This window comes from Streptomyces sp. NPDC017991 (assembly GCF_044328075.1).
In the GTDB taxonomy this organism is placed as follows: Bacteria; Actinomycetota; Actinomycetes; order Streptomycetales; family Streptomycetaceae; genus Streptomyces.
Map to the genome: position 1 here is coordinate 1 of NZ_JBIRGP010000012.1, position 17,900 is coordinate 17,900.

Genomic DNA, 17,900 nt, shown 5'->3' on the forward strand with positions numbered 1-17,900 from the left:
TCGCCCTGGTCCTGCACTGCACAGCAAAATGCCCGCACCGGAGCGCGGGCAGGTACTGCGAACCACGACATCTGGGGATGACGCTACACCGCGAAACCGGCTACCACCAGAGAGCAACAGGACATGATCCCGAACCATGTCGCGTGGACCACCCGGCGGAGGTCCGGGTTGCTGTGCCCACCGAGGCGGCCCGGGTGGTGCCGCACGCGTCCACCGGGAGCCGAGGGTCACACCCGGGCGGCGAGAAACCGGCGGGCGCCTCGTAGGGTGGTGCGCAGTTTCCGCTGGGTCGCCCGGCTGTCGAGCCGGACATCGAGGGCGCCGGGAAACGCACTGTCGGCGCGCAGACCCGCAGGCAACCGGGAGGGGTCGACGCCGTCGCGCTCGGCGATGAGAGTGCCGAGTTCATGACGGCTCAGAGCGTCTGCACCTGCAAGGTGGTGAACTCCATGGGCGTCCGTCGAGGCCAGTTCCAGGATGGCTGCGGCCAGGTCGGCGACGTGCACCGGGCAGCGGATGTCGTCGGTGAACAGGCAGCCCTCGCGGGTGCCGGCAGCCAGTTCGTGCACAGCGCGTTCATGACCGGACCGACCGTCGCCGATGATCAGCGAGGTACGGGCCACGACGGCCTGCGGGTGCACGAGCAGGACCCCGGTCTCCGCCGCCGCCTTCGCCGCTCCGTACGGGGTGACGGGGTCGGGGAGGCTGAACTCGTCGTAGTGCACACGGGATCCGGAGAAGACCGCGTCGCTGGAGACATGAACGAGGCGACAGCCGTGCCGCGCCGTTGCCATCGCAAGGCGGACCGGACCCTGGGCCGTGACCGCCCAGTCCGCCCGGCCGCTCGACGCGTTGACGACCGACCGGGCGCCGACCTCGGCCACGACCGCGTCCACCCGCCCAGGGTCCCGCAGGTCGAGGTGGCGCCATGCGGCGTGGGCGGCGCTGCCGGGTACGGTCGCGTAGGTCGCGACCGTCGGCCGTCCGGCTGCCGCCGCCTGCCGGATCAGCTCGGTGCCCAGAAAGCCGCTGCCGCCGATGATCAAGGTCGTCACGAGGTGACACCGTAGACCTACGAGGGCCTGCGCAGCAGCCACCGGCCGAAGGTCCGGCGTGCGGGTCGCACCACCACGCGGCCGTGGGCCTTCTGACCGACCAGCTCCACTACCAGAATGACCGGCGTATCAGGATTCGCGGGACTGTGACGGTACTTGAGCCTGCTGTGCAACAGCTGCAGACCATCCAGGTCGACCACGACGCCCGGCTTCGTGACCAGCCTCAGGGTCTTGCCCGTCATGGCCACATCGATCCGCAGGGTGTCGTGCGTGATCACTGCCTCGGTGAAGTCGAGTGTCACCTCACAGAAGGTGACTGCCAGTTCCAGCCTCCGCGGCACCACCCAGCGCCCCACGCGCTCGACCGCGCCACTGAAGGCCTGTTCGATCCGCACCATGTCCTTGGCCTCCGCCCCGGTCCCGCCGACCGTGGCCGCGGTGGGCGGCAGGTCGGCGGTGAGCGTGGCCAGTTCGCCCAAGGTGCGTGCGTTCAGGGCGACTTCGAGGCGCTGGTCCAACTCGTCCACGGTCAGCAGGCCGTCTCCCGCCGCGATCCGCAGCACGTCCACCACCCGATCCCGGTCCGCGTGAGAGGCACGCAGCTCGGGCGACGAACCGGGGCCGGAGTGCTCCCCGGTGGGCGAAATCTCTTCCGGCATGCTTCCGTCCTGGTCCGGTCGAACGTCTCCGCGCGACGCGGTCAGCGGCGCGAGGAGAAGACTAGCGTTATATCGCGACATGAATTCCGGCCGGGCCGCCCTCAGGGAGAGGCAATGGTCAGCCCCGGTTCATGTCATGCGCCGTCCATCATGCCGAGGTCCGGTCGCGGCAACAACCGCGTCCCGCGGCCGGTTCGCCGCACCAACAGAACTCGCGGAGAACAAGGGAACAGCAGGACCCGCAAGCCCGCAGGACACAGGACCCACAGGACCATGGTCCGCCCGGAGTGGCGAGGGGTGAACGGCGAGAGGGCGGGGCGCCGAACCATCGCCCCGCCCCTCCGCGGCCGTGTGGGACCCGGGTTCCCCCTCCGGGTCCCACACGGCCTCCTCGCGGTCCGGCTACGAGCCCGTCTCGGCCGGTTTCGGCTCGATCCGGAACAACTCGCCGCCGACCTGGCCGATGAGCCCTCGGTCGTAGAGCATCAGCTCGGGGGCGATCCCGCCTTCCACCGGGCTCTTCGGCACATCCACCGCGCCGCGCCAGCGCACCGCGCCGCTGTCCAGGTCAAGACCCACCAGGTGCCCGGACGGATCGAGGTAGTACGCCACCCGGCTGTCGAGATCCACCACGGCGGCCGAGGGCAGCTCCCGCATGGTCGGATCGCCCGACTCCTTGCGCAACTTCAGCCCCGGTGCGTGGGACCACAGCCGCCGGCCGTCGTCGGCGGAGTACGCGATGACGTTGCCGCTCCTGCCGGTCACCAGGACGATGCCGTCCTCGACCGGGCCCATCGGCAGGCCGTCGACGCGGTGTTGCGACACCTTGCCGGAGTCGAGGTCGACGCGGGTGAGGGTGGCCGGACCCGCGTCTCCGAAGAACTTCTGTCCATCCGCCATACCTCCCAGCAGTACGGCGTCCCCGTCGGTGCCGATGTAGGCGGTCGGGCCCTCCACGGTCGCGACCGTCTTCGGCGTGCCGGTCTCCGGGTCCAGCCGGACGACGGTGCTGCGCTGCGGAGCCTTGTCGCTGTCAGGTGAGCACATCAGGTAGGGGACGCCACCGATGGCGGTCCGGTCGCAGTCGGCCTTCTTCCACGAGTACGTCCACAGCGTTTGGCCCGTCCTGTCGTCGAGCGCGACGACGCTCTTGAAGGTCGGGGAGTTGGCGAGGATTCCGCCGTCGAACAGCACGGCGGAGGAGCGGTTGCGGCTGTCGTCGGCCAACTCGTGCTTCCACAGCACCTGTTGCCCGTCGATGTCGAGGGCGACGAGATCGGTACCGGCCCGGGAAGCCCCCGGCTTGTGATCGGCGTACGTGTACAGCACGCCGTCTCGGACACCGGGGAGCGACCCTGCCGGGGAGCGGCTGCCGTTGGCGTCCTGGGCCTTCTGCCGCCACTCGACCTTTCCGGTACGGGCGTCCACGCCGATGCCGTCGAACTCCGCCCCACGGCAGTAGACGGCACCCGTATCCGTGGTGCAGGCGTCCCAGGACTTGCCGGGCAAGGTGGTCTGCCACAGAAGCCTGCTCTCCCTGCTGACCCGCGAGGCCGGCGGCTGCGCCCCGTCGCCGTCGCCCGCGCCGGTGGCGAGAACCGCGCCGAAGGTGATGCCGGCGACGGCGAGGACCGCTCCGGCGGCCCGCGCGAGGTTGCGCCGCCGATGGCGGCGCACGATGCGGTCGGCGACACCGGCGGGGGCACTGGGGTTGTCCGGGGTCCACTCGTGCAGGACGTCCCGGATCACGCGGTCGAGCTGGTCGCCGTTCATGTGTGGGCTCCCTTCGGCAGGTTGCTGCTGGGGATGCCGGTCGCGGCCCGCTCCGGCGTGTCCAGTTCCGGCGCGAGACGGCGCAGCCGGGCCAGTGACCGGTGGGTGGTGCTGCGCACCGTGCCCACGGAGCAGCCCAGGGTGGCCGCCACCTCCGTCTCTGACAGGTCCTCGAAGTAGCGCAGCACCAGCATCGTGCGCTGCCGCGGGGTCAGCCGGGCGAGCGCCTGGCCCACGGTGATCCGCAGGTCGGCGGCGGACGTGCCGTCGGCGACGCCGAAATCCGCCGGTGGCGTCGCGAACGTCGGCTCGCGGTGCGGGCGGCGCAGGCGCCACCGGCTGATCTGATGCCGGTACATCACCTTGCGTACGTAGCCCTCCGGGTCCTCGATGTGCCGCCAGCGGCTCAGCGCCTTCATCAGAGCGATCTGCACCAGGTCCTCGGCCTCGTGCCGGTCGCCACCGGTGAGCAGGTTCGCCAGGCGCAGCAGACTGCTCCACCGGCCTTCGACGTACTCCCGGAATCTCTCGTGATCCTGCGGATCCATGGGCCCTCCCGTTGTCTGACGCACACAAGGACGTGCGGACCCCTGACGATCTATGCCTCCCGGTTCGGAGTTTCTTCTCCGGCGTCAGGGCGCCTGAGGGCGAGCGCGCGGTACCGCGGTACCGCGCGGCGCGTACATCGCGAAGGGGGAAGCACAGGCCCACCGCAAGCGCCTTGGCCATCATTCATTCGATCGGGTGACCTTGTGGACAGGCATATCGTTTCTGCGTGCCCATCGCGCCCTACCGTGCGACTGAGGCGACCTGGACCCCGTGAGCCTGCAGCAACAGATCAGCGCGGCCTCCGCATTGCCGTGCCGCCGTGCACGGAGGCCCGGACGACGCTCTTGGTGAGGCCCTCATGCCGCTGCACGATTCCTGCCCGCTGCCCAGTACAGATCTGCCTGACGCCCATGCTCGCTGCTTTCCGCTCGGCAGGGCCACGGTGGTCGAACTCCACGGGGAGATCGACGTCTTCACCGTCGACAAGATCAGCCTCGACCTCGACGCCGCGACCGCCCAGCCCGTCCCGCACGTCATCGTCGATCTGCGGCAGGTGTCCTTCATCGACTCCAGCGGCCTGCACCTGCTGGACCGCGCCAACGGTCGAGCCCGCGCCCGCAACGGCGGTATTCAGCTGGTCAGCGACGAGCCGCGCATCCGGCAGCTGCTGCGGCTCACCGCCCTGGACCACATCCCCCTCTCCGCCACTCTCGACGAAACGCCCGCCGTCGGGGCCCATCAGCAGGCCACCCCGTGAGAGCCGCGCTGTGCGGACGGCGCGCGCCGCGCGCGTAGGACGATGTCGTGGGTGGTGGAGAGCAGGGTGCCGCCGGGGGCTGCCCACTCGACACTGCCGACGTGGCGGGGCCGGCCGCCGTACTAGCCACGCTCACCGCACTCGCCGCACCGAAGCAGGTCCCGGACGAGGGGGAGGACCGGGACAGGACAGTGAGAGGACTCAGGGGCCGAGGGTCAGGCGAGGCCCGCCGCGATGGCCCGGCGGACGGCGTCGGGGCGGTCTCGGATACCGGCTTTGGCGAACAGGTTGTTGATGTGGGTCTTGACCGTGGCCTCGCTGATGAAGAGCTTCTCGGCGATGGCCCGGTTCGGCAGGCCCTGGCCGATGAAAGTGAGCACCTCGCGCTCGCGTGGTGTCAGGTCCGGCGGTAGTGCCTGGTCCGTGGCCGGCGGACGGGCGCGGGCGGTGGCGAGGAGACGGTCCTGGACCTCGCGGTCGAGTACGGACTGTCCCGCGGCGGCTGCGCGGATCGCACGGAGGATGTCCTGGCGCCCCGCGTTCTTCGTCAGGTAGCCGCGGGCACCGGCGCCGAGTGCGGCCAGGATCGAGTCGTCGTCGGCGAAGGTGGTCAACACGACCACGGCGACCTGTGGGTGCTCCTCGTTCAGCCGGCGGGTCGTCTCGATGCCGTCCATCACGGGCATGCGCAGGTCCATCAGGACGACGTCCACCGATGCGGCGGCCACGGCGGCGAGCACTTCGGCGCCGTCCGCCGCGGCGGCGACGACCTCGATGTCCTCGGACATGCCGAGCACGGCGGCAAGGGGCTCACGGACGGCGGCCTGATCGTCGGCGACGACCACCTTCAGCCGTTGCGGTTCATCGGTCGGTTCACTCATCCCGGGATCACTGCCTCCACGTGCCAGCCGCCTTGGTCAGGGCCCTCGGTGACCGGGCCCGCGGTAATGGTGCCACCCAGCAGGGCGACGCGCTCACGCATCCCGATCAGCCCCATTCCGCTGCCGACGCCTGCGGTCACCGCGCCGGTCGCGGGTCCGTTGCGGATTCTCAGCGTCGTCGACGCGGCGTCGAACGTCAGCTCCACCCCGGCGTCGGCGCCCGGGGCGTGCCGGGCGGCGTTGGTCAGCGCCTCCTGGGCGATGCGCAGCAGGTTCTGAGTGACCTGGGCCGGCAGTTCGCGGACGGTTCCGGTGACGGTGAGGGCATCACGGTGGCCGGAGGACTCGACCATCGCGCTGAGGCTGTCGAGCAGTGGAAGGGAATCCTCCCGCAGCGCGTGTACGGTCCACTGGGCCTGCTTCAGGCTCTCCTTGACCAGGCTGTGTGCCTTGTTGTTTGCCTCGCGGACCTTTTCCAGGTCGCCGGTGTCGATCAGGGCGTCCGCCAGTTCCAACTGCATGTTGATCCCGGCCAGTGAGTGCGCCAGTACGTCGTGGACGTCCCGGGCGATGCGGCCGCGTTCGGTGAGTACGGCCGTCCGGGCCTCGGCGCGGGCGGCCCGCTCGGCGGATTCGGCGGACGAGAGCATCGCCTCCATGGCGCGCTGTCTGCTGCGGCTGAGGATCCCCGCCACCACCGGAGCGCCGATGGTGAGGCCGAGGGCCCAGGGCAGCGCCTCGTGGCCGGGGCCGAGGCGGAAGTACAGGACACCGCCGCAGAGGAGGCTGGTCAGAGCGGCGAGCGAGAGGGCCTGCTTGAGAGGAAGCCGGTAGCCGATGTGGCCGACGAGGAAGTAGGCGAACAGGTAGCTGGAGCCGGTGCGGCTGACGCCGATCAGGGCGGCGGCCGCAACGACACCCGTGGTCAGCCAGACGAGCGCGACGCGGGGCGGAATCCTGGCCTCGGGAAGGTGTCGCGCAAGCAGGGCGACGGAGTTGACCACGAGCAGTGCGGCCACCACCAGACCATGGCCGCTCGTGTCCAACGGACGGACGGTCACGAACGCGGCGACGACGACCGTCAGGGTGATGGCCCACTGCAGACGGGGGTCCTGGCGGGGCACGACCCGGGGGCCGGGCTCCCGGTCCGGGGCCGGCCCGGGGTGCGGGGCACTCACGGATGCGGACACGCCGTGACCATAGTCCACGGTCAGACCGTGTGGTCGAGGGCCGCGGCGGCGGGGCGCGTGCCCACGGGGCGCTGCGGCTCGCGTATCGCCAGGCGGCTCCTGACGAAGATCGTCGCCAGGCGGGTGACCACCTCGGTGAGCGCCATCAGCACGAACGCGGCGACCCAGGCCTGGCCGGTGGTGATGTCGTGGGCGGCGCTGAACCGGCCCACGTCGTCGGCGCCGCCGTGGTCGACCCAGACCTGGAATCCCATGCGCGCACCCATGCCGAGCACCCACAGGACCGCCGATATGGCGCCCGCCTTGATGAAGAGGTGTCCGTCGGCGCTGCGGATCCGGGTGTAGACGCCACCTGCGACACCGAGCGCCGCGCCGGCGCCGACCAGCGCTCCGATCAGCACCAGGTCGTTGCCCGCGGAGGGGACGGTGTGCAGGTACTGGGAGGCCACGAAGGCCACGATCCCCAGCGGGATCAGATAGGACCTGAGATCCAGGCGGCCTTCCCGCAGCTGCCGGAAGACAACGAGTACGAGGGCGACATCGGTGATCCAGTCGGTGGTGGTCATGTCCTCAAGGTTGTCGTTTCCGGGCCTCGCACGCCTGGACCCACGGGTGGAAGTACGGGTGGAGTTCGGGCCCGCGTCTCCTCCACCCGCTGCCCACCCGGCACGGTTGCCGAGGGCGTCCCGGCCACCCGTCCGCCCCCACCGTCTCGTTTTGAGAGGCCCCCGCGACGAACAGTGACCGCGTGTCCGTCGCCGCCCCGGAGCGCCGAACCGCGTCAGTCGTCCTGCTTCCACGATCCGGTGGGGCGGCCGTCCGTGCAGCGCACGCGGAGTTCGACCTTGCCCGCGGCGCCCTCGAACCTCACTTCGGCGTGTTCGTCGTCGGGGCCCGGGTCGGCGCTCTTCACTCCGTACCCCTGAGCGGGAGCCCACGACAGCAGCCGTACGGTCGTTCCTTCGCATACGGCGATGGCCGTGCCGCCCGGAGTGGAGAGTGTCTTCCCGGCGCCGACCCCGTCCCTGTCCCTGTCCCTGTCCCCGTCTCCGTCTCCGGTGGCGGTGGGAGTGGGCGTAGAGGAGGAAGGGGAAGCGGGCTTGGATGTCCGGGCGGCAGACGGCGTACTCGGTGTCGCGCTGCCCGCTCCCTCGCCGGGGCCCGACGACGAGGCCTTCGCCGCGTCGAGCTGCCGGTCGACCTGCTCGGAACTGAGCGTCGTGCCGTCGGAGGAACCGGTGATCCCGTCCCCGATGATCTCGACGGCGGCCAGGCCGGTGAGCGTGGCGGCCACGGCGGCGGCCGTCCAGCCGGCCAGGGCGAGGAAAGTGCGGGATGGCATGCGTACGACTATGCCCCGGCCGTCGATAAGGCGAGCACCGGGGAGACCTAAGGGATGGTTAACAGCGCGGACCTGCCCGACCGCTCGGATAGCGTGCCTGCTGTGGTTCACCTCCTGATAGTCGAAGACGACCCGACGATACGGACGCCGTTGATCCGCGCCCTGCGCGAGCGCGGTCACGCCGTCGCCGCCGCGCACACCGCGATGGGCGGGCTGCAGACCGCGCTGGACGAGCGTCCCGATCTCGTGGTCCTCGACCTCGGCCTGCCGGATCTCGACGGCATCGAACTGCTGCGCATGCTGCGGGCGGTCAGTCCGGTACCGGTGATCATCGCGACGGCCCGGGACGACGAGGCGGAGATCGTGCGAGGGCTCGACGCCGGCGCCGACGACTACGTGGTGAAGCCGTTCACCGCCGCCCAACTGGAGGCACGGATCAGGGCGGTGCTGCGGCGCGGCGCCAACTCCCGCGAGCCCGCTGCCGCCACCGTCGTCGGTGAACTGCGCATCGACCCGGGCACGCGCGAGGCGAGTCTCGCCGGAACCGTTCTCGACCTCACGCCCCGCGAGTTCGACCTCCTCCACCATCTCGCCGGCCGGGCGGGACAGGTCGTCACCAAGCGGGAACTGCTCACCGAGGTGTGGCGGGTGCCGTACGGAAGCGCCGACAAAACCGTCGACGTACACCTGTCCTGGCTGCGCCGCAAACTCGGCGAGAGCGCGCAGGAACCCCGCTACCTGCACACCGTACGAGGTGTCGGTGTCAGACTGAGCGCGCCCGCGGACCGGGCATGAGGCGCCGTCTGACCCTGCTCGTCGCGGCGACCATGTGCCTGGCGCTCCTCGCGTTCGTCGTGCCCCTGGCACTGCTGCTGCGTACGGTCGCGCAGGACCGCGCCACCGTCGCCGCCAGTGCGGACGCGCAGAGCCTCGTCCCGCTGGTGGGCACCTCGGACCCGAAGACCCTGCGGACGAGCGTCGAGCACATGGCGGCGGGGGCCCGGGGCCCGCTCACCGTCTTCCTCGCCGACGGGTCGGTCCTCGGTACCCCGGTGGCGCGGACCAGTGCCGTGCGGCTCGCGGGCCTGGCCGGCGTCAGCCGGACCGTGGAACGGGCCGACGGACGCGAGATCGTCGTGGCCGTGCTCGGCCGCCCGGACGGCACCGCTGTCATCCGTGCCTTCGTGCCCGCCGCCGAACTGACCCGCGGGGTCACGCAGGCCTGGCTGGTGCTCGCCGGTCTGGGCGTCGCGCTCCTGCTGCTGGGCCTGCTCGTGGCCGACCGCCTCAGCCGCGCCCTGGTGAGCCCCATCTCGGATCTGTCCGCCGTGTCCCACCGGCTCGCGCGGGCCGACCTCACGGCACGCGCCCGCCCCGACGGGCCACCGGAACTGCGCGAGGTCGCCGGTGCCCTCAACCATCTCGCCGAACGGATCCAGGAACTGCTGCGCGAGGAACGCGAACAGGTCGCCGACCTCTCCCATCGGCTCCGAGCACCCCTCACCTCCCTGCGGCTGGAGGCCGAATCACTGACCGGAACCGACGCCGCCCGGATCACCGCCCGCGTGGACGCCATGGAACGGGCGGTCACCGGCCTCATCAGCCAGGCCCGGCACCGCCCGGAGGCGGACGCACACGCGCGGTGCGACGCGGCTTCGGCGCTCCGCGAGCGGGTGGCGTTCTGGACCGTACTGGCCGAGGACACCGGGCGGGCCGTCACCTTGGACGTCATGGTGGAGGGCCCCCTGCCGGTCGGCGTCCCCTCGGACGAACTCGCCGCCGCCGTGGACGCGTTGCTGGGGAACGTGTTCGCCCACACCCCCGACGGCACCGCCTTCTCCGTCACCCTGTCGGCCCGCTCCGGCGGCGGAGCCGTGCTCACCGTGGCCGATGACGGCCCCGGACTGTCGGCGGACCTGGCCCAGCGGGGCGCGAGCCTCGGCGGATCCACCGGCCTGGGCCTGGACATCGCCCGCCGGGCCGCCCAGTCCAGCGGTGGCCACATGGCGCTGACGACCGGCCGGGCAGGCGGCGCCCGCGTGACTCTGGAGCTGGGACCCCCGACACCCCCGGTCTCCCCTCCCCCATCTCAATGACCGCCACTGCGTCTCAATGACCGCCAATGACCGTCTTAGCGCGCTCTTAGCACTGCCGCAGCGCGGCCCTATCCGGGCCCGCGCGAACCTCTCTCCGACACCAGGCACGCACAGGAGGTTCGCCATGAAGCGCACATCACTCGTCCTGCTCACTTCGGGAGCACTCGTCGCCGCGATCACCGGCACCGCACTCGCGGGCGGAAGCGACGACGCGTCGCGCTCCAGCAGCGCGTCGTCGATCTCGGCTACGGCTACGGCCACGGCCTCATCCGGACCGTCCTCCGACGCACCGAGCACGTCACCGTCCGAGGCCCAGTCCCAGTCCCAGTCGGAGTCGCAGTCCGGGGCGCCGACGGCCGACGACGACACGTCGGGACCGGCCACGGCCACACCCGCACACCCGAGTTCTTCGGTGGGCAGCCGACGCGCCGAGCAGATCGCGCTCTCCCATGTGGGCGGCGGAACCATCACCGAGGTCGAGGCCGAAACGGAGCACGGCCGCGCGGTGTGGAGCGTGAAGATCCTCAAGAACGGCAGCCGGTACGAGGTACACGTCGACCGGGGCAGCGGCGAGATCACGCGGTCACGGACCAAGTCCGGCGACGACCACGGTGACACCGAGGACGGCGGCCGTCACGGCCGCCACCACGACTGAGCCTGCCTCTGGCGCGTGAGACGGGACCGCCCGGCGGGGGCCCGCCCCGCTCCGTCGGCCGGCCGGCTGACGGAACACCGGAAGGGCTGAAGGGCAAAAGGGCGACAATTCGCTCCGTCGCCCGGCCGAACTCGTGCAAGCACGAGTCGGCCGGGCTCGGTGAGCGAGGCCGGGACTGCTGCCCCTTGTGCCCGCCCGCCATCGGAAAGCGGGCGGGCGGGCGGGCACAGGACATGAACGGCACGGTCGTCGGGTCGGTTCAGACCCTGATGGGTGCGGAGGCGCGGGCCGGCAGTTCGAGTCCGAGGTTCTCGCGCAGGGTGGTGCCGGTGTAGTCGGGGGCGACGATCTTCCGTTTGCGCAGCTCGTGCAGCAGGCCGTTGACGGCGAAATCGTGCTGCTGCGGGTCCGCGAGGCCACTCAGCGAGATCACGTCGAGAACACCTGCGCGGAACCGTTCCTCGACGGCGTCGGCGAGCTGTTCGGGCGTCCCCGCGGCAGCCCAGTGTCCGGTGTCCTGGGCCGCGATGACGAGCTCCCGCAACGTGTAGCCCTGGCGCGCGTAGCCCGTGAAGATGTCGACGCGGCCTCGGCGGCGGTTCACCGAGGTGATGTCGGGCAGCAGACTCTCCGGCAGCTTCGAGTCGAGCGGGAGCTCCGACAGGTCGACTCCACCGCCGAGCATGTCGGCGACCTGGGCGCGGCCTCGTTCGAAGTCGATCGACTCCCGTTTCTCACGTACGAGCCGTCGCGCTTCCTCCTCAGTGGAGCCGTAGGTGGCATGCAACGAGCTGAAGATCAGCGGCAGTCCGCCGGCCCGCCCGAGGCGCTCGGCGTGGCTCCGGATCTTCCGGGTGAAGTCCGCCGCGATGTCCAGGGTCGGCAGCGAGGTGAACACGATCTCGGCGTACCGGGCGCCCAGTGCCTGGCCGGCCTCCGACTGACCGGCCTGCATCTGTACGGGGCGCCGCTGCGGCAGCGGCGGGATGTTCAACGGACCGGCCACGGTGAAGAACGGGCCCGAGTGGTCGATCGGATGCACCCGGTCGCGGTGCAGCACCGCCTTCCCGTCCGCGCCGACGGTCAGCGCACCGGGTTCCCAGCTGTCCCACAGCGCGTTGACCACCTCCAGGGTCTCCGCGGCGCGCGCGTAACGCTCCTCGGGGCCCGGCAGTTCGCCGGGGCCGAAGTTCTCCTCACCGATCGAGGAGGTGACGAGGTTCCAGGCGGCCCGCCCGTTGCTGACGTGATCGAGGGTTCCGAACAGCCGGGCCAGGTTGTACGGGTGGTGGAACGTCGTCGAGACCGTGGCGATCAGACCGATTCGCGATGTCACCTGGCTCAGCGCCGAGACGAAGACCAGCGGCTCCTGCGAGCCGATCGGGCCCTGGGCGCCGAAGCTGAGCAGATCGGCGGTGAACAGGGCGTCGATCCTCGCGGCCTCGGCGAGTCCCGCCACGCGTACGGCGGTGTCCAGGGTCGATCGGGTCGGATCGATCGCCAGGTCGTAGGTCTCGGACGTGCCGCCTGCTCCGGTCACGGTCTTCAGCGTCCTGGGGCGTTCTGCACTCACGAATCGTCCATTCTCACCGCTCCGACGCCGATGCCGATGGCGGTGGCGGTGGCGGTGGCGTCTGGGGCGGGGCGGGGGAATTCCGGCGGTGCGCGTCGACGCCGTCCGAACATGCCGGACACACCGGATCGGACGCGACCAGGCGCGACCGGGCGGGGCTGCGGCAACACGTGACGCGCAAAGCACAGGCACAGGCACGGAAGCACGGGTACGGGCCCGCAGGCACAGGCACGCGATGCGCACACGCTTGCCAGAGAGACAGCCGGAACGAGAGTCAGTTCCGGAACAAGGGGTCAGCTACAGAGCGCGCCATGCGTCCGGCACAGATCCACGTGCCGACGCTTCGTCCAGACCGGCAGCGTCACCGCGCTGCGGACCGGCCTGACGTGTGACGTCCTCAAGGGTGACTCCCGTGTTGGGTGGTTGCGCAATGAACGTACGTTGCGGGGGTGCGCCCTTGTCAAGAGTGCACCCCCGCAACCGGACCCCGCGCCCCACACCCCGGCCCCGCGACCCCGCGGCTCAACTCCCGCCCCATCGGCGCATTTCACGATCCCCAAGAAGCCGACGTACGCGCCGACCGAGCGCCAACTCGCCCGCGTAGACGTCGACTTCCGCAACGATCCGGCGAAGGAGGTCGACGAGTTCCGCTACGACATCCAGCCCTACCTCGGGCTGAAAATCGGCATGCAGCGGCTGTCCCACTCCGATGCGCGGCGCACCGGCGACACCGTCGTGGCGTACGTACCGGGCTGGGGTGACGGTACGCACGGTCATGTGAGCACCTACGGAACCGGTACGACCTCTCAGCGGACGGAGCTGTACCGGGGCGGCGCCCTGGGCGCGGGTTCCGACGGCTACTCCCTGGAAGGCGACGTACCGGCGGCCAGGGGCGACTACCGCCTGGTGACCACGACGGAGCGCACCGAGGCCGCTTTCCTCGGAGGTGGCCGAGCGCGCAGTCCCCCGCGCCCCTTCAGGGCGCTCGCCCCACGGTCGCCCGGAAGGGATTCGCCCCTCATTCAGGGGAGCGGATCCCTTCCGGGTCTTGACCGCACGCGGAACCCCTCCTAAAGTCCTCGCACTTCCGCAGGTACATCGATTAACCACTCGTTAACCGCCATGGTTGGAGACACCCCGCTGTGCGCTCACCGCTGACTCGGCGCGGCTTCCTCGCCGCCGGTTCCGGCCTCACCGCCGCGACCGCCCTGCCCGCTCTGTCCGGCTGTTCCGCGCTGGCCGCGGCGGACTCCGATCCCGACACGCTCGTCGTGCACAGCCAGCTGGGCACCACCGCGCCGGGATCGCCCACCTATCTGGCCTCCCTGGACCGCTTCCGCGAGGAGAACCCGGGGCTCAAGGTCAAGAACCTCGTCAACGGTGACGACCTGGCCCAGGTCTACGAGACCTCCCGGCTGGCCCGCAAGGAGCCGGACGTCGTGATGGTCAACCTCTACGACAAGACCCTGGCCTGGACGGATGTCGGCGCCACGGTCGACGTGAAGGACTATCTGGACGACTGGGGGCTGCGCGACCGGGTCCTCCCGGTGGCCCTGGACGCCTGGACCGACGGCGAGGGCAGGCTGCGGGCCTTTCCCTACTTCGCCACGAACTGGCCCGTCGCCTACAACCGCTCACTCCTCGACAAGGCCGGCGTGGACGAGATCCCGGTCACCGGCGACCAGCTGATCGCCGCGGCCCGCAAACTGCGGGCCAAGGGCATCGGACCCGTCACCACCGGCGGCAACGACTGGACCGGGCAGAAGCTCCTCGCCCAGATCATCCAGACCTTCCTCAGCGAGGACGAGGCCCGGCACGTCTACTCCACCGGCGACTTCAGCGGCAGCAGGGGCGCGAAGGAGGGCATCGAGTACTTCGTGGCGCTGCGCGACGCCGGGGTGTTCGTCGACAAGGCGCAGGGGCTGACCTCGGACCTGATGACCACGCAGTACAACACGCAGTCCGCCGCCATCCAGTCGGCGATGTCGTCGGCGCTCGCGAAGGTGCCCGAGGCCGTCGCCCGCCACACGGACGTGGGTGGCTGGCCGCTCGCCGAGGGTGCCGCGCACGAGCTGCCGACGATCCTGCGGACGTACACGCTGATCGGGTTCTGGATCAGTCCGAACGGTACGAAGAAGATCGACGCCGTCGAGAAGTTCCTGCGGTTCATGTACCGGGCCGACACCGTGTCCCGGTTCATCAAGGAGAGCGGTCGCGACATGGCGCTGCGCTCCAGCACGGTCAGTACGGACTTCCCGCTGGTCGCGGCGGCCCAGCGGCTGGGGGACGACGTCAGCCAGATCCTGCTGCCCGACGTGTACGTGCCGCCCGCGGCGACCCAGCCGCTGATCACCGCGACCAGTACGTCCTTCACCCGGGGCACCGGCGCCGCCAAGGTCCGCGCCGCTCTCGAAGCCGCGTACCGCTCCGCATGAGCCTCCCGCCCTCTCCCCCGTGCCCTCCATGTCCCCCGCGCCCCCCGCGTCCTACGCCCCAGTCCATCGGAGTCACCGCATGACGACGTTGACGCCCACACCGGGCGACACCACGGTCCGTCGCCCCGGCCCGCCGTCCGCCACCGCGGGACGGCGCCCGCCCCGACAGGGCGGCACCGTCCTCGCCGTGCCGGCCCTGATCTGGTACCTGGTCTTCATGGTCGGGCCGATGATCGCGATCTTCGTGGTCGCCGCCCTGCACTGGCCGGGCATGCTGCAGCCGGTGTCGTTCGCCGGCCTCGGCAACGTGCGTACGGTCATGGACGACCCGGTCTTCTGGGACGCGGTGCGCAACACCGCCGTCCAGCTCGCCGTCGCCCTGCCGATCATGATCGTGTGCGCCTACATGCTGGGCTACTACGTGGCGCAGAAGCCGCCGGGGCACCGGGTGATCCGCTATCTGCTCTTCATCCCGGGGCTCATCTCGACCCCGGCGAAGGCCATGGTCTTCTACGCCGCCCTGTCTCCGGACGGTCTTGCCAACGGCGCTCTGGAGTCCGTCGGACTGGGCTCGCTCACCGACGCCTGGCTCGCCTCGCCGTCCACCGCGCTGGCGTGTCTGATCGCCCTGGACGTATGGGCAGGGATCGGCTTCACGGCCGTACTGTTCGCGGCCCGGCTCGGCAGTGTGCCCGACGAACTCGGCGAGGCCGCGCAGCTCGACGGCGCCGGGCACTGGCGCACGATGTGGCTCGTCCACTTCCCCGTCATCCGCGACTACGTCGGCGTCGTGACGATGCTGCAGTTCCTGTGGACGCTCTTCGGCTCCGCCCAGCACGTCCTGCTGCTCACCCAGGGCGGGCCGGGCAGCTCGTCCACCACCCTGTCGTTCCTCGTCTACCAGAAGGCGTTCATCGCGGCCGACCTGGGCTACAGCCAGACCGTCGGCGTCATCCTCTTCCTCGCCGGGCTCGTCGGACTGCTCACCATCCGCCGCGCATTCCGCCAGAACTACTGATCGGAGCCGCTCACCATGAAGCTCGGCAAGCGCTGGCTGCCCGCGCACATCCTGGTGTGGTCCTACGCGGTCCTGCTGATCGTGCCGCTCTACTATTTCCTCGCCTCGGCCTTCAAGACGAACGACGAGATCTTCGCGCACCCCCTCGCCCTGCCCACCTCGTTCGGGTTCGGCAACTTCCGCACCGCCTTCGACAGCGCCGACCTGGGGCTCGCCGTCGTCAACTCGACGCTCGTGACGGTCCTCGCCCTCGTGCTGACCCTGGGGCTCGCCCTGCCCGCGGCGTTCGCGCTCGCCCGGTCCACCGGCCGGCTCGCGTCGGTCATGGAGAAGGTCTTCTCGCTCGGCTTCCTCATCCCCACCTTCGCCGCGCTCTTCCCGACGTTCCTGCTGGCCGCGGCGACGGGTCTGTTCCACACCCGTACCTTCATGGTGCTGTTCCTCCCCGCGACCGCGATGCCGTTGTCCGTGGTGATCCTGGTGCAGTTCATGCGGACCATCCCCAAGGAGATGGAGGAGGCCGCCCGGATGGACGGCGCGTCCACGTTCGCGGTGCTGCGGCACGTCTACATCCCGATGTGCATGCCCGGCATCGCGACGGTCCTGCTGCTGAACTTCCTCACCTTCTGGAACGAGTACCTGTACTCGCTCGTGATCATCGGGCCCGATCCCGCGCAGCGCACGGTCCAGGTCGCCCTGCCCACCCTGAAGTCGATCACCGGAACCGACTACGGCGTGCTCACGGCGGGCACGGTCCTCACCCTCGTACCGGTGTGGGTCGTCTACACGGTGCTGCAGAAGCGCATGCAGCAGGCGCTCGTCAGCGGGGCGGTGAAGATGTGAGCACGCCCGTCGAAGAGCCCGGCACGCCGGACAGGACAGGGCGGCGTCCCACCATCAAGGCCGTCGCCGCGGCCGCGGGCGTGTCGACCGCGGCCGTCTCCCAGGCCTTCAACGACAAGGGACGGCTGTCCTCGACGACCCGCCGCCGCATCCTGGACACCGCGCTGGAGCTGGGCTGGTCGCCGAGCGCGCCCGCCGCCGCACTGCGCAGCGCCCGTACGCGCACGCTCGCCCTGGTCGTCCGGCGCCCCACCGACGTCCTGGGCGCGGACCCCCACTTCAGCGAACTGATCACCGGGATAGAGGGTGAACTGGCCCCGCGCGGTTACGGGTTGCTGCTGCACCTGGTCGCCGGGGCGCAGGAGGAGAACATCCTCTACGAGCGGCTCGCCGCCGAGGGCCGGGTGGACGGCGCGGTGCTCACGGACGCGCGTGCCGTCGACCCCCGCCCCGCGCTGCTGGCCCGCCTCGGTCTGCCCGCGGTACTGCTCGGCGCCCCCGACCGCGCGGCGGCCGTGCCGAGCGTCGGCCTCGGACAGCAGGGGGCCGGCGTCGAAGAAGTCGTCGCCCACCTGCTGAAACTCGGCCACCGGCGCATCGCCTATGTGGCGGGTCCCGAGGAGCTGCAGCACACCAGGCTGCGGCACGGCGCCTTCGACGCGGCCCTGCGCGAGGCGGGGGTACGGCCGGTCGCCGTGCTGCACACCGACTTCTCGGAGGTGTCGGCCGTCGCCGCGACCGTCGCGCTGCTTGACACCGCCGACCGTCCCACGGCCATCGTCTACGCCAACGACTCCATGGCCGTCTGCGGCATGGGGGCCGCCCAGCGCGCGGGCCTGCGCGTCCCCAAGGACCTGTCGGTCGTCGGCTACGACAACCTGCCGCTGGGCCGTTGGCTGCACCCGCGGCTGACCACCGTCGACCAGCAGGTGCAGCGGGTCGGCGCGGCTGCCGCGCGGGTCCTGCTCGCCCGCTGCGGCGAGGACGTCGAGGCCGAGCGGCTCGACGACCGGCCCCGCCTGGTCGTCCGCGAGTCCACCGGCCCGGCTCCCCGAAGACCGGCCCCCTGACCTC

18 protein-coding genes are annotated in these 17,900 nt (G+C 70.9%); 9 read left to right on the plus strand and 9 right to left on the minus strand.

All coding sequences use genetic code 11. From position 1 onward, the window contains the following. Positions 1-227: 227 nt before the first annotated feature. From ACH4DZ_RS30820 to ACH4DZ_RS30835, 4 genes are all read right to left on the minus strand, one after another. Entirely contained in the window at positions 228-1,055 is an 828-nt protein-coding gene (locus ACH4DZ_RS30820) for an SDR family oxidoreductase (RefSeq protein ID WP_398290676.1), read from the minus strand. A gap of 17 nt (positions 1,056-1,072) precedes the next feature. Next, the gene (locus ACH4DZ_RS30825; protein ID WP_398290677.1) at positions 1,073-1,714 is read right to left on the minus strand and encodes a DUF1707 domain-containing protein; all 642 of its coding nucleotides are present in this window, start codon (positions 1,712-1,714) and stop codon (positions 1,073-1,075) included. Positions 1,715-2,116: 402 nt separating this feature from the next. Next, on the minus strand, positions 2,117-3,487 hold the full coding sequence (locus ACH4DZ_RS30830) for a PQQ-binding-like beta-propeller repeat protein (RefSeq protein ID WP_398290678.1): 1,371 nt from the start codon (positions 3,485-3,487) through the stop codon (positions 2,117-2,119). Next, positions 3,484-4,035 carry a SigE family RNA polymerase sigma factor gene (locus ACH4DZ_RS30835; protein WP_398290679.1) on the minus strand — a complete coding sequence of 184 codons (552 nt, stop codon included), beginning with the start codon at positions 4,033-4,035 and terminating at the stop codon, positions 3,484-3,486. Before ACH4DZ_RS30835 ends, ACH4DZ_RS30830 begins: the two co-directional genes overlap by 4 nt. Positions 4,036-4,394: 359 nt before the next feature. Here ACH4DZ_RS30835 and ACH4DZ_RS30840 point away from each other — a divergent pair, with 359 nt between their 5' ends. Continuing rightward, positions 4,395-4,793 (plus strand): STAS domain-containing protein, encoded by a 399-nt coding sequence (locus tag ACH4DZ_RS30840; protein ID WP_398290680.1) that lies wholly within the window; start codon positions 4,395-4,397, stop codon positions 4,791-4,793. A gap of 215 nt (positions 4,794-5,008) precedes the next feature. On the opposite strand, the gene ACH4DZ_RS30845 is transcribed toward ACH4DZ_RS30840, so the two are convergent. The 4 genes from ACH4DZ_RS30845 to ACH4DZ_RS30860 form a co-directional block, all read right to left on the minus strand. Then, positions 5,009-5,674 carry a response regulator gene (locus ACH4DZ_RS30845; RefSeq protein WP_398290681.1) on the minus strand — a complete coding sequence of 222 codons (666 nt, stop codon included), beginning with the start codon at positions 5,672-5,674 and terminating at the stop codon, positions 5,009-5,011. Next, complete coding sequence (locus ACH4DZ_RS30850; RefSeq protein WP_398290682.1) at positions 5,671-6,882, minus strand: sensor histidine kinase; 1,212 nt, start codon at positions 6,880-6,882, stop codon at positions 5,671-5,673. The genes ACH4DZ_RS30845 and ACH4DZ_RS30850 overlap by 4 nt, the downstream gene beginning before the upstream one ends. Before the next feature lie 2 nt (positions 6,883-6,884). After that, positions 6,885-7,430, minus strand: a complete 546-nt coding sequence (locus ACH4DZ_RS30855; RefSeq protein WP_398290683.1) for a hypothetical protein — start codon at positions 7,428-7,430, stop codon at positions 6,885-6,887. Positions 7,431-7,645: 215 nt separating this feature from the next. Then, positions 7,646-8,206, minus strand: a complete 561-nt coding sequence (locus tag ACH4DZ_RS30860; protein WP_398290684.1) for a hypothetical protein — start codon at positions 8,204-8,206, stop codon at positions 7,646-7,648. Between the two features lie 102 nt (positions 8,207-8,308). Here ACH4DZ_RS30860 and ACH4DZ_RS30865 point away from each other — a divergent pair, with 102 nt between their 5' ends. The 3 genes from ACH4DZ_RS30865 (at position 8,309) to ACH4DZ_RS30875 (ending at position 10,957) form a co-directional block, all read left to right on the plus strand. Then, positions 8,309-9,001, plus strand: a complete 693-nt coding sequence (locus ACH4DZ_RS30865; protein WP_398290685.1) for a response regulator transcription factor — start codon at positions 8,309-8,311, stop codon at positions 8,999-9,001. After that, positions 8,998-10,302 carry a sensor histidine kinase gene (locus ACH4DZ_RS30870; protein ID WP_398290686.1) on the plus strand — a complete coding sequence of 435 codons (1,305 nt, stop codon included), beginning with the start codon at positions 8,998-9,000 and terminating at the stop codon, positions 10,300-10,302. Before ACH4DZ_RS30865 ends, ACH4DZ_RS30870 begins: the two co-directional genes overlap by 4 nt. 124 nt (positions 10,303-10,426) lie before the next feature. Then, positions 10,427-10,957 (plus strand): PepSY domain-containing protein, encoded by a 531-nt coding sequence (locus tag ACH4DZ_RS30875; RefSeq protein ID WP_398290687.1) that lies wholly within the window; start codon positions 10,427-10,429, stop codon positions 10,955-10,957. A 259-nt stretch (positions 10,958-11,216) separates the two neighbouring features. Here ACH4DZ_RS30875 and ACH4DZ_RS30880 read toward each other — a convergent pair whose 3' ends face one another. Then, the gene (locus tag ACH4DZ_RS30880; RefSeq protein WP_398290688.1) at positions 11,217-12,530 is read right to left on the minus strand and encodes an NtaA/DmoA family FMN-dependent monooxygenase; all 1,314 of its coding nucleotides are present in this window, start codon (positions 12,528-12,530) and stop codon (positions 11,217-11,219) included. A gap of 423 nt (positions 12,531-12,953) precedes the next feature. Between ACH4DZ_RS30880 and ACH4DZ_RS30885 the strand changes: the two genes are divergently transcribed. The 5 genes from ACH4DZ_RS30885 to ACH4DZ_RS30905 all read left to right on the plus strand — a co-directional run bounded on the left by ACH4DZ_RS30885 (position 12,954) and on the right by ACH4DZ_RS30905 (position 17,896). Beyond that, positions 12,954-13,604, plus strand: coding sequence for a hypothetical protein (locus ACH4DZ_RS30885; RefSeq protein ID WP_398290689.1), 651 nt, complete (start codon positions 12,954-12,956; stop codon positions 13,602-13,604). A 68-nt stretch (positions 13,605-13,672) separates the two neighbouring features. Continuing rightward, positions 13,673-14,965: an ABC transporter substrate-binding protein gene (locus tag ACH4DZ_RS30890; protein WP_398290690.1), complete on the plus strand. Its 1,293-nt coding sequence runs from the start codon at positions 13,673-13,675 to the stop codon at positions 14,963-14,965. Positions 14,966-15,044: 79 nt separating this feature from the next. Then, positions 15,045-15,983, plus strand: a complete 939-nt coding sequence (locus ACH4DZ_RS30895; RefSeq protein WP_398290691.1) for a carbohydrate ABC transporter permease — start codon at positions 15,045-15,047, stop codon at positions 15,981-15,983. A 15-nt stretch (positions 15,984-15,998) separates the two neighbouring features. Continuing rightward, positions 15,999-16,826 (plus strand): carbohydrate ABC transporter permease, encoded by an 828-nt coding sequence (locus ACH4DZ_RS30900; RefSeq protein WP_398290692.1) that lies wholly within the window; start codon positions 15,999-16,001, stop codon positions 16,824-16,826. After that, positions 16,823-17,896: a LacI family DNA-binding transcriptional regulator gene (locus ACH4DZ_RS30905; protein WP_398290693.1), complete on the plus strand. Its 1,074-nt coding sequence runs from the start codon at positions 16,823-16,825 to the stop codon at positions 17,894-17,896. Before ACH4DZ_RS30900 ends, ACH4DZ_RS30905 begins: the two co-directional genes overlap by 4 nt. Positions 17,897-17,900 lie beyond the last annotated feature (4 nt).

What these genes read in the sequence shown, in the direction of transcription:
- ACH4DZ_RS30825 (WP_398290677.1), bottom strand. Translation starts at nt 1,714, where the DNA reads ATGCCGGAAGAGATTTCGCCCACCGGGGAGCACTCCGGCCCCGGTTCG.
- ACH4DZ_RS30830 (WP_398290678.1), bottom strand. Translation starts at nt 3,487, where the DNA reads ATGAACGGCGACCAGCTCGACCGCGTGATCCGGGACGTCCTGCACGAG.
- ACH4DZ_RS30835 (WP_398290679.1), bottom strand. Translation starts at nt 4,035, where the DNA reads ATGGATCCGCAGGATCACGAGAGATTCCGGGAGTACGTCGAAGGCCGG.
- ACH4DZ_RS30840 (WP_398290680.1), top strand. Translation starts at nt 4,395, where the DNA reads ATGCCGCTGCACGATTCCTGCCCGCTGCCCAGTACAGATCTGCCTGAC.
- ACH4DZ_RS30845 (WP_398290681.1), bottom strand. Translation starts at nt 5,674, where the DNA reads ATGAGTGAACCGACCGATGAACCGCAACGGCTGAAGGTGGTCGTCGCC.
- ACH4DZ_RS30855 (WP_398290683.1), bottom strand. Translation starts at nt 7,430, where the DNA reads ATGACCACCACCGACTGGATCACCGATGTCGCCCTCGTACTCGTTGTC.
- ACH4DZ_RS30860 (WP_398290684.1), bottom strand. Translation starts at nt 8,206, where the DNA reads ATGCCATCCCGCACTTTCCTCGCCCTGGCCGGCTGGACGGCCGCCGCC.
- ACH4DZ_RS30870 (WP_398290686.1), top strand. Translation starts at nt 8,998, where the DNA reads ATGAGGCGCCGTCTGACCCTGCTCGTCGCGGCGACCATGTGCCTGGCG.
- ACH4DZ_RS30875 (WP_398290687.1), top strand. Translation starts at nt 10,427, where the DNA reads ATGAAGCGCACATCACTCGTCCTGCTCACTTCGGGAGCACTCGTCGCC.
- ACH4DZ_RS30895 (WP_398290691.1), top strand. Translation starts at nt 15,045, where the DNA reads ATGACGACGTTGACGCCCACACCGGGCGACACCACGGTCCGTCGCCCC.
- ACH4DZ_RS30900 (WP_398290692.1), top strand. Translation starts at nt 15,999, where the DNA reads ATGAAGCTCGGCAAGCGCTGGCTGCCCGCGCACATCCTGGTGTGGTCC.